This is a genomic window from Clavibacter michiganensis subsp. tessellarius, assembly GCF_021922985.1.
Taxonomy (GTDB): Bacteria; Actinomycetota; Actinomycetes; order Actinomycetales; family Microbacteriaceae; genus Clavibacter; species Clavibacter tessellarius.
In genome coordinates this window covers 2,228,081-2,239,737 of the sequence record NZ_CP040788.1, presented here as the reverse complement: position 1 = coordinate 2,239,737, position 11,657 = coordinate 2,228,081, and the positions used below count along the sequence as shown (strand labels likewise).

General features: G+C 75.3%; 11 protein-coding genes. 7 read left to right on the top strand and 4 right to left on the bottom strand.

Going from position 1 to position 11,657, the window contains the following annotated elements; genetic code table 11:
- Positions 1-10 precede the first annotated feature (10 nt).
- Entirely contained in the window at positions 11-1,294 is a 1,284-nt protein-coding gene (locus tag FGG90_RS10430; protein ID WP_094127329.1) for a uracil-xanthine permease family protein, read from the bottom strand.
- Between the two features lie 180 nt (positions 1,295-1,474).
- Here FGG90_RS10430 and FGG90_RS10425 point away from each other — a divergent pair, with 180 nt between their 5' ends.
- The 5 genes from FGG90_RS10425 to FGG90_RS10405 all read left to right on the top strand — a co-directional run bounded on the left by FGG90_RS10425 (position 1,475) and on the right by FGG90_RS10405 (position 6,698).
- Positions 1,475-3,457, top strand: coding sequence for a M13 family metallopeptidase (locus tag FGG90_RS10425; protein ID WP_094127331.1), 1,983 nt, complete (start codon positions 1,475-1,477; stop codon positions 3,455-3,457).
- Positions 3,458-3,470: 13 nt separating this feature from the next.
- On the top strand, positions 3,471-4,388 hold the full coding sequence (locus FGG90_RS10420) for a serine hydrolase (RefSeq protein WP_094127333.1): 918 nt from the start codon (positions 3,471-3,473) through the stop codon (positions 4,386-4,388).
- A 76-nt stretch (positions 4,389-4,464) separates the two neighbouring features.
- Complete coding sequence (locus FGG90_RS10415; RefSeq protein WP_094127335.1) at positions 4,465-5,217, top strand: histidine phosphatase family protein; 753 nt, start codon at positions 4,465-4,467, stop codon at positions 5,215-5,217.
- Between the two features lie 108 nt (positions 5,218-5,325).
- Complete coding sequence (locus FGG90_RS10410; RefSeq protein ID WP_094127337.1) at positions 5,326-6,309, top strand: 1,4-dihydroxy-2-naphthoate polyprenyltransferase; 984 nt, start codon at positions 5,326-5,328, stop codon at positions 6,307-6,309.
- A gap of 14 nt (positions 6,310-6,323) precedes the next feature.
- Entirely contained in the window at positions 6,324-6,698 is a 375-nt protein-coding gene (locus FGG90_RS10405; protein WP_094127339.1) for a hypothetical protein, read from the top strand.
- 13 nt (positions 6,699-6,711) lie between these two features.
- Here FGG90_RS10405 and FGG90_RS10400 read toward each other — a convergent pair whose 3' ends face one another.
- The gene (locus tag FGG90_RS10400) at positions 6,712-7,059 is read right to left on the bottom strand and encodes a DUF4229 domain-containing protein (RefSeq protein WP_094127341.1); all 348 of its coding nucleotides are present in this window, start codon (positions 7,057-7,059) and stop codon (positions 6,712-6,714) included.
- A gap of 114 nt (positions 7,060-7,173) precedes the next feature.
- Here FGG90_RS10400 and FGG90_RS10395 point away from each other — a divergent pair, with 114 nt between their 5' ends.
- Together FGG90_RS10395 and menD are read left to right on the top strand one after the other, a co-directional pair.
- The gene (locus FGG90_RS10395) at positions 7,174-7,608 is read left to right on the top strand and encodes a PLD nuclease N-terminal domain-containing protein (protein WP_094127343.1); all 435 of its coding nucleotides are present in this window, start codon (positions 7,174-7,176) and stop codon (positions 7,606-7,608) included.
- A 4-nt stretch (positions 7,609-7,612) separates the two neighbouring features.
- Entirely contained in the window at positions 7,613-9,370 is a 1,758-nt protein-coding gene (gene menD, locus FGG90_RS10390; protein WP_094127345.1) for a 2-succinyl-5-enolpyruvyl-6-hydroxy-3-cyclohexene-1-carboxylic-acid synthase, read from the top strand.
- Between the two features lie 44 nt (positions 9,371-9,414).
- Here the strand turns inward: menD and FGG90_RS10385 are convergent, their stop codons facing one another.
- Together FGG90_RS10385 and FGG90_RS10380 are read right to left on the bottom strand one after the other, a co-directional pair.
- Positions 9,415-10,149 (bottom strand): tyrosine-protein phosphatase, encoded by a 735-nt coding sequence (locus tag FGG90_RS10385; protein ID WP_094127347.1) that lies wholly within the window; start codon positions 10,147-10,149, stop codon positions 9,415-9,417.
- Positions 10,150-10,225: 76 nt separating this feature from the next.
- Positions 10,226-11,500, bottom strand: a complete 1,275-nt coding sequence (locus tag FGG90_RS10380) for an isochorismate synthase (protein WP_094127349.1) — start codon at positions 11,498-11,500, stop codon at positions 10,226-10,228.
- Positions 11,501-11,657 lie beyond the last annotated feature (157 nt).

The following is an 11,657-nucleotide window of genomic DNA, read 5'->3' as shown; positions in this document are numbered from 1 at the left end:
GCCCGTGCGGTCAGTCGGTGCCGCGCAGCCGCGCGACCGTGCTCATCACGTGGTAGACGACGATCGCCGCGACCGTCCCGAGCGCGATGCCGTTGAACGAGACGCTGCCGAGCGTGAAGGTGAAGGGCGCGATCGCGACGATGAGCGCGGTCGCCGCCGTGAGCTGGTTGACGGGCTTGGAGAAGTCCACCCGGTTGTCCATCCAGATCTTCACGCCGATGATCCCGATGAGGCCGTACAGCGCCGTCGTCACGCCGCCGAGCACGCCCGCCGGGATCGTGTTGATCACCGCGCCGACCTTGGGCGAGAGGCCGAGCAGCACGGCGAACCCGCCGGCGACCCAGTAGGCGGCGGTCGAGTAGACGCGCGTGGCGGCCATCACGCCGATGTTCTCGCCGTAGGTCGTGGTGCCGGATCCGCCGCCGAGGCCCGCGAGCACGGTCGCCAGGCCGTCGGCCAGGAGCGCCCGGCCGGTCAGCTTGTTCACCGACCCGTCGGTCATCTGCGCGACGCCCCGGATGTGGCCCACGTTCTCCGCGACGAGCACGAGCACGACGGGCAGGAACGCGGGCAGCAGCGACCAGAACTGCGGCGTGATCTCGGGCGCGTGGAACTCGGGCAGGCCGATCCACGCGGCCGACCCGACCGCGTCGAACGTGATCTCGCCGCGGATCGCCGCCACCGCGTACCCGACGACCACGCCGAGCACGATCGACAGGCGGCCGAGGATCCCGCGGAACAGCACGGTCGAGAGGATCACGGCGGCGAGCGTGATGGTCGCCGTCACGGGCGCCACCACGAAGTTGTCGCGCGCGGCCGACGCCAGGTTAAAGCCGATGAGCGCGACGATCGCGCCGGCCACCACGGGCGGCAGCAGCGCGTCGATCCAGCCGGTGCCGGTGAGCTGCACGATGCCGCCGACGATCGCGAGCATCACGCCGACCGCGACGATGCCCGCGAGCGCCGCCCCGATCCCGCCGCCGCCGGCCGCCGTGGCCGCGTTGGCCGCGCCGATGGGTGCGATGAACGCGAACGACGAGCCGAGGTAGCTGGGCAGCCGGTTCTTCGTGAGAGCCAAGAACAGGATCGTGCCGAGCCCGGAGAAGAACAGCGTCGTCGTGGGCGGGAACCCCGTGAGCGCGGGCACGAGGAAGGTCGCGCCGAACATCGCGACGACGTGCTGCAGCCCGAGCCCGATGGTGCGCGGCCAGGTGAGGCGCTCGCCGGGGCCGACGACCGCGGAGGTCTCGACCGCCTTGCCGTCGCCGTGGAGGGTCCAGATCTGTCGGGCCATGATCGCCTGCTCTCGCGCGGGTGTGTGGGGAGACGCCCCGATCGGCGAGCGTACCGACGCCGTGTTGCGGTGGCGTTTCGCGCGGCGGATCCGGTCCGGGCTCCGGCGGACCGCCTCGACCGCCGGTCCCGCTCCGCCGCTCCCGGGACGCGCGCGGGAGACGCCCCTAGGCTCGTGCCCATGAGCGCCGAGACACCTCCGACCGGGATCCGCACCGACGAGCTGGACCAGGGGGTGCGCCCGCAGGACGACCTCTACCTCCACGTGAACGGCCGCTGGCTCGAGCGCACCGCGATCCCGGACGACAAGGCCCGCTGGGGCTCGTTCCACCAGCTCGCCGAGGCGGCCGAGGAGGCCGTGCGGGTGATCATCGAGGAGGCCGTCGACGCCGAGCCCGGCACCGAGGAGCGCCGCTTCGGCGACCTCTTCACGAGCTTCATGGACGAGGAGCGGGTGGAGGCGCTCGGCACCGAGCCGATCCGCGACCAGCTCGACCAGGCCGCCGCCGTCACCGACGTCCCGTCCTTCCTCGCGACCCTGGGCCGCCTCGAGCAGACGAACGTGAGCGGCCTCCTCGGCCTCTTCGTCGACAACGACCCGGGCGACCCCGAGCGCTACGTCGTGCAGGTCGAGCAGGGCGGCATCGGCCTCCCCGACGAGAGCTACTACCGCGAGGAGGGCCACGCGGCCGTCCGCGACGCCTACCGCGCCTTCGTCGAGCGGATGCTCGGCCTCGCGCAGCTCGACGACCCCGCGGGCCGCGCCGACCGGATCCTCGACCTGGAGACCCGCGTCGCCGCCGTCCACTGGGACAACGTCCGCACCCGCGACAGCCAGGCCACCTACAACCTCGTCACCTGGGCGGAGCTCCGCGACCTCGTGGCGAAGGCCGCCGGCGCCGACCTGGACGTCTGGCGCGACGCCTTCGCGGCGCCCGCCGCCGCGCTCGACGAGCTCGTGCTCCGCGAGCCGTCCTTCGCCGAGGGCCTAGGCGCGCTCCTGACCGACGCCGAGGTCCCCGCGCTCCGCGACTGGCTCGCCTGGCAGGTCATCCGCTCGAACGCGGCGCTGCTCCCGAAGGCGTTCTCCGAGGCGTCCTTCGACTTCTACGGCCGCACGCTCACGGGCGCGCCCGAGCAGCGCGTGCGCTGGAAGCGCGGCGTCTCGCTCGTCGAGGGCGCCATGGGCGAGGCCATCGGCCGCATCTACGTCGACCGCCACTTCTCCCGCACCGCCAAGGCCGAGATGGACGTGCTCGTCGGCCACCTCGTGGAGGCGTACCGCGACTCCATCTCCGGCCTCGAGTGGATGACCGCGGAGACCCGCGGCCGGGCGCTCGAGAAGCTCGAGAAGTTCACCCCGAAGATCGGCTTCCCGGACCGCTGGCGCGACTACTCCGCGCTCGAGATCGACCCGACGGACCTCCTGGGCAACGTGCGCGCGACCGCCCGCTTCGAGACGCGTCGCGAGCTCGCGAAGATCGGCGCCCCGCTCGACCGCGACGAGTGGTTCATGACGCCGCAGACCATCAACGCGTACTACAACCCCGGCTTCAACGAGATCGTGTTCCCGGCCGCGATCCTCCAGTTCCCGTTCTTCGACGAGGCGCGCGACCCGGCCGCGAACTACGGCGCGATCGGCGCGGTCATCGGCCACGAGATCGGCCACGGCTTCGACGACCAGGGCTCGCGCTACGACGGCGACGGCCGCCTCACCGACTGGTGGACCCCGGCCGACCGCGCGGCGTTCGAGGAGCGCACCGCATCCCTCATCCAGCAGTACGACGCGCTCGTGCCCGCGCAGCTCACGGCCGACGACGCCCCGCACGTGAACGGCGCGCTCACCATCGGCGAGAACATCGGCGACCTCGGCGGCCTCTCCATCGCGTGGAAGGCGTACCTCCTCTCCCTCGAGGGCGCCGAGCCGCCGGTCATCGACGGGCTCACGGGCGCCGAGCGCTTCTTCCTCTCCTGGGCGCAGGCCTGGCAGCAGAAGGGCCGCGACGCCGAGGTCATGCGCCTGCTCGCCATCGACCCGCACGCGCCGAACGAGTTCCGCTGCAACCAGATCGTCCGCAACATCGACGCCTTCTACGCGACGTTCGACGTGAAGCCGGGCGACGGCCTCTGGCTCGACGAGGAGGCCCGCGTCACCATCTGGTGACGCGCGTCCGGCGATGACGGATCCGACGCACGTGCCGGGCGACGACGCCCCGGGCCCCCGCCACGCCGGCGGGGGCCCGGCCCGGCATCGCGGCGACGAGCCGGCGGCCGCGTTCCGCAGCGCCTTCCGCGCGCTCGGCGGCCTCGCCCTCGACGGGATGCGCGTCGCCGCCCGCGCGACCGACCTCGACACGGGCGAGGTCGTGCTCGCGGTCGACGACCACGTCGCGCTGCCCGCCGCCGGCCTCGGGCGCGTGCTCCTCCTCATCGAGCTGTCGGCGCGCATGACCTCGGGCGACCTCTCGCCGCTGCACCTCGTCGACCGCCGGCCCGAGGACGAGGGCGGCAGCGCGGGCCTCTGGCGGCACCTCGTCGTCCCGTCGCTGCCCGCGACCGACCTCGGATCCCTCGTCGGCGCCACCGGCGACGCCGCGGCCACCAACGCCCTGCTCCGGATCGTGGGCCTCGGCGCCGTGCGCGCCCGGGCGGAGTCGCTCGGCCTCCGCCGCACGGCCCTGCTCGACCTGGCGCGCGGATCCCGGGGGCCGGACGACGCCCCGCAGCTGTCCGTCGGATCCGCCCGCGAGCTCGCCTCGCTCTTCTCCTCCCTCGTGCACGGCGAGGTCGTGGACGAGGAGACGAGCACGCGAGTGGTCGGCTGGCTCGCGCTCAACACCGACCGCTCGCTCGTGGCGGCGTCCTTCGGGCTCGACCCGCTGGTCGAGCGCGGCGGCGAGCACGGCATCGTGGTGGTCGACTGCACCGGGGTGGACGCGGGCGTGCGCGCCGAGGCGGGCGTGCTCCGCGGGCCGCGCGGCGCGGTCGCGTACGCCGTCATGGTGCACTTCGACGACGCCGACCTCCCGGCCCGGCTCGCGGTGCGCGACGCCCTCGGGATCGTCGGGCTCGACCTCCTGGAGCACGTGCACTGAGCCCGGCCGCGGATCCGCCCGGGCGTAGAGTCGGATGTCGCCCGCCACCCGCCCGGACGACGGAGGAGACCCCCGCATGACCGGCATGAACCCCGCCACCGCCAAGCGCCTCGCCCGCGACGACGTCGCGCCCGTGTACGCGGAGGTGGACGCCGCCATCGCGCGCGCCGAGATCCCCGGCACCCCGGAGTGGCAGGAGAAGGTCCGCGGACGCATCGTCATGGTGCGCCACGGGCAGACCGAGTGGAGCGTCAACGGGCGCCACACCGGAACGACCGACATCCCGCTCACCGAGACCGGCGAGGAGCAGGCGCGCGCGGTCGGCGCCGTGCTCGGGGGCACGGAGTTCGGCCTCGTGCTCGCGAGCCCCCGCTCCCGCGCGCAGCGCACCGCGGAGCTCATCGGCTATGGCGACCAGGCCGAGGTCGACGACCGGCTCGTCGAGTTCGACTACGGCGCGTACGAGGGCCGCACCACGGCCGACATCCAGTCCGAGCGCGGCCACTGGGACCTCTGGACCGACGGCGTGCCCGCGGGCGACACCCCGGGCGAGACGTCGGGCCAGGTCCGCGCGCGCGTGCTCAAGGTGCTCGAGCGCGTGCTGCCCGTGCTCGAGTCCGGCCAGGACGTGCTCCTCGTCGCGCACGCCCACGTGATCCGCGCGCTCGCCGTCGCGTGGGTCGGCCTGCCCGCGGAGGCCGGCGGGATCCTCACGCTCTCGACCTCCACGCTCAGCGAGCTCGGCTTCGAGCACGGCCGCCACGCGATCATGCGCTGGAACTGCCCGGCGGACGGCTGGGCGCCGTCGCCGGTGGGCGGCAGCCGCTAGCCGGCGCCGCGTGCGGGCGGCCGCTGCCCGCCGCGCGGTCTCCCGCGCGCACGGGCTCCGCACCGCCCGGAAGCGCCCGCGGGCGGCCGACGCGTAGGATCGCCCCTCGTGGCACAGAAGAAGAAGCGCACCCGCCCGGCACCCTCGAACCCCGCCCGGACCCGTCCGGGATCGCCCGCGACGGCGCGCTCGGGGAACCCGGCGAAGGCCCCGAAGGCCACCGCGCGCGACTGGATCTCCGGCGCCCGCATCCGCACCCTCCCGCTCGCCGTCGCCCCGGTCGCGATCGGCGCGGGAGCGGCCCGCGCGCTCGGCCCCGACGAGGGCGTCGACCTCGGCCTCGCGCTCCTCTGCCTCGCCGTCGCGGTGCTGCTGCAGATCGGCGTCAACTACGCCAACGACTACTCCGACGGCGTCCGCGGCACCGACGACGTGCGCGTCGGCCCCGCCCGCCTCACCGGATCCGGCGCCGCGAAGCCCCGCACCGTGCTCACCGTGGCGCTCGCGTTCTTCGGCCTCGCCGCGGTCGCCGGCCTCGCGATCGTGCTGATCACCGGCCACTGGTGGCTGCTCGCGGTCGGCGCCGTCGCCATCGTCGCGGCGTACTTCTACACGGGAGGCAAGCGGCCCTACGGCTACGCGGGCCTCGGCGACGTCGTCGTCTTCGTGTTCTTCGGGCTGGTCGCGACGGCCGGCACGCAGTTCATCCTCATCGGCATGATCACGGGCGAGGGCTGGCTGGGCGGCGTCGCGGCCGGCGGCTTCGCGTGCGCCGTGCTCATGGTCAACAACATCCGCGACATCGAGCAGGACGGCAAGGTCGGCAAGCGCACGCTCGCGGTGCGGCTCGGCCCGCGCGGCTCGCGCATCGTCTACTGCATCGAGATCGCGATCGCCTACTCGGTCGTGGTCTTCTTCTCCCTCTTCTACCCGAAGGCGCTGCTGGTGCTGTTCACGCTCGTGCTGGCGCTGCCGGCCGCGATCATCGCGTGCACCGGCCGCACCCCGAAGGAGCTGATCCTCTCGCTGCAGCTCACGAGCATGGCCGCCCTCACGTTCGGCCTGGGGCTCGGCGCGGCGTTCGCGTTCTGAGCCCGGAGGCGCCGATGCCCGGTCCCGCCGTCCCGGCAGGGCTGGCGCAGGCGCTCGAGCCCGCCTACGACACGGGGATCGTCGAGGGCATCGGGCTGATGCTCCGCTCCCGCACGACCGCCGTCGCGCGCGCGGTGCTCGTGCTGGACGAGGAGCTCACCGCGTGGTGGGAGGCGCTCACCGCGACGGATGCGCGCGCCGCACCCGCCCGGATCCTCGCGGCCCTCGCCGACGCCGCCGCCGACGCGCGGCCGTCCGAGCGCTACCGACTGCTCGAGGCCGACCGGCTCGTGCCGTCCCTGCGGTCACGGCGCCTCGCGCTCCGCGACGACTCCCCGCCCACGAGCGGCGGCGCCTGGATCCCGTACCTGCCGCTCGATCCGGGCTGATCCTGCGGACGCGTCAGCTGCGCTCGGCCTCGCCGTCGGCGCGCGGCTTCGCGGCGTCCACGGACGCGGCGGGGGAGGCGGATCCGGTCGCGCGGCGCTCGGCGGCGTCGAGGGCGGCGTCCTCGGAGTCGTCGTCCTCGACGGGGCGGCGGCGCCCGGCGGCGACGGCCGCGAGATCCGCCGCCATGGCCTCGCGCTGCGTGCGTAGGAAGATGTAGGAGCCGCAGAACGACACCACCGCGCCGATGACCGCGGCCAGCGGCCACAGGTCGGCGTTGACCGCGACCACGAGGCCGAACGGGACGGCGAACAGGAGGACGCGGACGACGGTGTAGACGAGCCAGTAGCGACGGGAACTCACCGGGCCAGCATAGGTCGGGCGCCTGGACGGCCCCCGCCGAGCGCACAGCCCCCGTGCCCTTCCCGCCCGCTGGACGCCCGGCGTCCTCCCCGGTTGCGGAGCTACCATCGACAGATGCCCCGCCTGCTGATCGGTCTCGCCGTCGTGATCGTGTTCTTCACGGTCTTCGTCATCGTGGACACCGCGATGACGCCGCGGACCCGCATGCGCGGCCTCCCGAAGCCCGCGTGGATCGCCGTGGTCGTCCTCGTGCCCGTCATCGGCGGCATCCTCTGGCTCACCGTCGGCAAGGACCGCACCGACCTCGCCCGCTCCTCCGGCCGTCGCCTCGGTCCGGACGACGACCCCGACTTCCTCTCGAACCTCGGCCGCGCGCGCTCGGAGCAGGAGCGCATCCGCCGCCTCGAGCAGGAGCTCGCCGACCTCGACAGCGACGGGCCCGCTCCCGACTCCGACGGCCCCGCGGCGCCGGGCGGCACGGGCACCGCCCCGCGTCCCCGCCCCGACGCCGACGACGCGCCCGGTACCCCGGGTCGCCGGGATTCCTGACCCGGTGACCGCCGCCGGCCCCCTCCCCGTCCCGTCCGCCGTCGCCCCGCCCCGCACCGGCAACCCCTCCACCGACCGCGCGCTCGCGATGCTGCTGGCGCTCGTCCGCGCGGGCGTCACCGACGTGGTGCTCTGCCCCGGATCCCGCTCCCAGGCCCTCGCGCTCGTCGCCGCCGAGCTGGAGCGCGTCGACGGCGTGCGCCTGCACGTGCGCATCGACGAGCGCGCCGCCGCGTTCCTCGCGCTCGGCCTCGGCGTGGAGTCCGGGCGGCCCGCGCCCGTCATCACCACGTCCGGCACCGCCGTGGCGAACCTGCACCCGGCCGTCCTCGAGGCGTGGCACTCGGGCGTCCCGATGCTCCTGCTCACGGCCGACCGGCCCGCGGAGCTCCGCGGCATCGCGAGCAACCAGACCACGCACCAGCCGGGCATGTTCGGCGAGCGGGTCGCGTGCGTCGACGTGCCGGCGCCCGAGGGGACCGACGCCGACGTGGCGCGCGATGCGGAGATCGCCCGCGACGCGTACCGGCGCGCCCGCGACGAGCGGACGCCCGTGCACGTGAACGCGGCGTTCCGGGATCCGCTGTCCGTCGCGGTGCCGGACCTGACGGAGATCGTCGCGGAGGCGCGCGCCGCCGACGACGCCACCGCCGCCGCGCCCGCGCCCGCACCCGCCGCCGACGTCCTCGACCTCCCGCACGGCCCGCGCACGCTCGTGGTCGCCGGGCACGCCGCGGGCGAGGCCGCCGAGGAGCTCGCGCGCGCCGGCGGCTGGCCGCTCGCCGCCGAGATCTCCAGCGGATCCCACTTCGGCCCGAACCTCGTCGTCTCCTTCCGCGAGCTGCTCGCGCGCCCCGGCTTCGGCGACCTGGTCGAGCGCGTCATCGTGTTCGGCCACCCCACGCTCACGCGCGAGGTGCCGCTGCTCGTGGGGCGCGAGGACGTGGAGGCGATCGTCGTCGGATCCACCGGCGGCGAGGACTACGACCCGCGCCATCGCGTCACCGCCCACCCGGCCGCCGTGCGCGTGGTCGGCGAGCCCGCGGATCCGGCCGACGCCCGCCGCTGGCTCGGCACCTGGGTGCACGAGAGCCGCGCGATCCTCGACGCGGCCACCGCCGCGGAGTCCGCGCCGCGCGTCCCCTCCGGCACCACGCCCGCAGAGCGCCGCGACTTCGCGAAGGCCGAGCTCGCCGCCGTGCGCGCCGACGTCACCCGCCGCAGCCTGGTGCGGGCCGTCTGGCAGGCCACCTGGCCGCACGACCGTCTCGTGCTCGGGGCGTCGCGCCTCATCCGCGAGGCCGACCGCGCGCTCCCCGGCAAGCGCGTGCGCGTGCACGCCAACCGCGGGCTCGCCGGCATCGACGGCACCATCTCCACGGGCCTCGGCGTCGCGCTCGCCTCGCAGGCCGGATCCGGCACGGCCGCCGCGGGCGTCACGCGCGTCCTCGTCGGCGACCTCACGCTCCTGCACGACGTCGGCTCGCTGCTGCTCGGCACGGGCGAGCGGGTGCCCCGGATCCAGGTCATCGTCGGCAACGACGGCGGCGGCACCATCTTCGACGGCCTCGAGGTGTCGCGCACGGCCGCGCCCGACGCCATCGACCGCGTCATGTTCACGCCGCAGCGGGTGGACCTCGCGGCCCTCGCCCGCGCCTACGGCTGGACGCACCTGCGCGCCGCGACGCACGGCGAGCTCGAGGCGGCGCTCACGACCGCGTCCGAGGCGCCGCTGCTCATCGAGGTGCCGCTGGTCCGGTAGCGCTCGGATCCGCCGCCCGGCGTCACGCTCGGACGGCGCTGGCATCAGGCGGGGATGGCGCCCCGCCACGTCCGCAGGGTGTCCCGCTCGGACTCCGTGAGGCCGGCCGCGTCGAAGAGCGCGTGGAGGTCGATGCCCGCCATCGCGTCCCGGAACGCCGCCTCGCTCGTGGTGCCGCGCTCGGCGAGGAGGGCCGCGATGGCCGGCTCCATGTCGGGCTGGCCCTGGTTCGCCGAGCGCTCCGGGCCGAGCCGGATCGTCTCCAGGTAGTCGTCGACGATGTCATCCGGCTCGGCGCCCACCGCGAGGAGGAGGAGCAGCGCGACCAGGCCCGTGCGGTCGCGCCCGGCGCCGCAGTGGAAGAGGACGCCGCCGGCGGGCGCGTGCGCGATCGTCCGCAGCGCGGCGCCGGCCCGGTCCGGCAGCTCGGCGAGGTGCGGCAGGTAGTAGACGGGCGTGCCGTGGAGGCCCGTGTCCCAGAAGGGCACCCAGAAGTCCGGGTGGTCGTCGAGGCCGTCGAGGTCGACGTGCGCCACGTGGATCCAGTCGGGTCGCGGGTGCCTGTCCCGGGCGCGCTCGCCGGGCTGACGGAGGTCGAGCACCGTGCGGAAGCCGAGCCCGCGGAGCCGCTCCCACCCTTCGTCGGTGATGAGGTCGGCGTCCTCGCAGCGGGCGAGGAGATCCGTGGGGGTCGTGCCGCCGGAGCGGAGGCGGATGCCGCCGAGGTCCCGGGCGTTCACGAGGCCGTCGATGGCGAGGGCGCGGTCGGATGCGGTCATCGCCCGAGTCGACCACGGGGACCGGCCGCGTCGCGTCGGACGAGCGAGTGATCCTCGTCGATCAGGCGGACCCCTCCTAGCCCAGCGCCTCCACGACCGGCCGGAACTTCATCGCGGTCTCGGCGCGCTCGCGCTCGGGGTCCGATCCCGCGACGATGCCGGCGCCGGCGTGCGCGACGATGGCGCCCGAGGGATCCACCTGGGCGCCGCGCAGCGCGATGGCCCACTCGCCGTCGCCGTCGGCCGCGACCCAGCCCACCGGGCCGGCGTAGCGCCCGCGGTCGAAGGGCTCGAGCTCGGCGATGAGCGACAGGGCGGCAGCCGTGGGGTGCCCGGCGACCGCGGCCGTCGGGTGCAGCGCGCCCACGAGGTCGAGCGAGGAGGATCCGTCGCCCAGCGTGCCCGTGACGTCGCTCGCCAGGTGCCACAGGTTCGGCAGCTTGAGCGTGAACGGCGCGTCGGTGGTGGAGAGGTCGCGGCTGTGCGGCCGCAGCGCGTCGAGGACGCTGTCGCGCGCGAAGGCGTGCTCCTCGTTGTCCTTGGGGGATGCGGCGAGGCCCGCGGCCGCGGCGGCGTCGGCCCGGGCATCCGCGCCGCGCGAGACGGTGCCGGCGAGGACGCGCGCGCCGACCGTGCCGCCACCGACGCGCACGAGCGTCTCGGGGCTCGCGCCGATGAGGCCGTCGACCGCGTAGGTCCAGCAGTCGGGGTAGCCGAGCGCGAAGCGGCTGAGCGCGAGGCGGAGGTCGCCGCCGAGGGGGAGCCGGCCGACGAGGTCGCGCGCGAGCACGACCTTCTGCACCGCGCCCGTCCCGATGGTCGCGACGGCGCTCGCGACGGCGGCCTCGTAGTCGTCGGGGCCCATGGATCCGGGGCGCAGGTGCAGGCGGTACTCGGCGCCGGAGCGCTCGGGCACGGGGACGGATCCCGCCGCCAGGTCGTCGAGGGGGGAGGCGACGTCGTCGTCCTCCTGCTCGGCCAGCCGGATCCGCGTGACCCACGACACCCCGTCGCGACGCCCGACGACCACGCGCGGCACCACGAGCACGCTCGTCGCCGCGGAGTCGTCCGCGAACGCGAAGGCGCCGAACGCGATGAGGCCGGTGCCGGGGATGCCGAGCGGATCCGTCACGGTCGCGGCCGCGGCCACCTCGCGCCACGCGGCGGCGGCGTCGCGCACGCGGTCGGGGCCCGTGAACTCGAGCCGGAGCGCCTCGCCGATGCCGCCCATCCCGGATCCGTGCCGCAGCCACAGGAGCGGGTGCCGGGCGTCGAGGAGGGGGACGAGCCGCGCGATGGAGTCGACGGGGGTGGTGTCGACGAGCAGCGCTCGGACGCGGGTGGCGGTCACGGATCCCAGCCTACCGCCGGGGATCCGGGCCTCCCCGGGAGCCGGGCGCCCCCGTCGGCGCCCGCCCGCGACCCCCGCCGCCCCCGACCCCTGTTCGGCCCCTGGGCATCCGGCCGCCGCCCACCGCGTGCCCAGCGCGCCCGAATAGACTGGCGAG

What these genes read in the sequence shown, in the direction of transcription:
- FGG90_RS10430 (WP_094127329.1), bottom strand. Translation starts at nt 1,294, where the DNA reads ATGGCCCGACAGATCTGGACCCTCCACGGCGACGGCAAGGCGGTCGAG.
- FGG90_RS10425 (WP_094127331.1), top strand. Translation starts at nt 1,475, where the DNA reads ATGAGCGCCGAGACACCTCCGACCGGGATCCGCACCGACGAGCTGGAC.
- FGG90_RS10420 (WP_094127333.1), top strand. Translation starts at nt 3,471, where the DNA reads ATGACGGATCCGACGCACGTGCCGGGCGACGACGCCCCGGGCCCCCGC.
- FGG90_RS10415 (WP_094127335.1), top strand. Translation starts at nt 4,465, where the DNA reads ATGACCGGCATGAACCCCGCCACCGCCAAGCGCCTCGCCCGCGACGAC.
- FGG90_RS10405 (WP_094127339.1), top strand. Translation starts at nt 6,324, where the DNA reads ATGCCCGGTCCCGCCGTCCCGGCAGGGCTGGCGCAGGCGCTCGAGCCC.
- FGG90_RS10395 (WP_094127343.1), top strand. Translation starts at nt 7,174, where the DNA reads ATGCCCCGCCTGCTGATCGGTCTCGCCGTCGTGATCGTGTTCTTCACG.
- FGG90_RS10385 (WP_094127347.1), bottom strand. Translation starts at nt 10,149, where the DNA reads ATGACCGCATCCGACCGCGCCCTCGCCATCGACGGCCTCGTGAACGCC.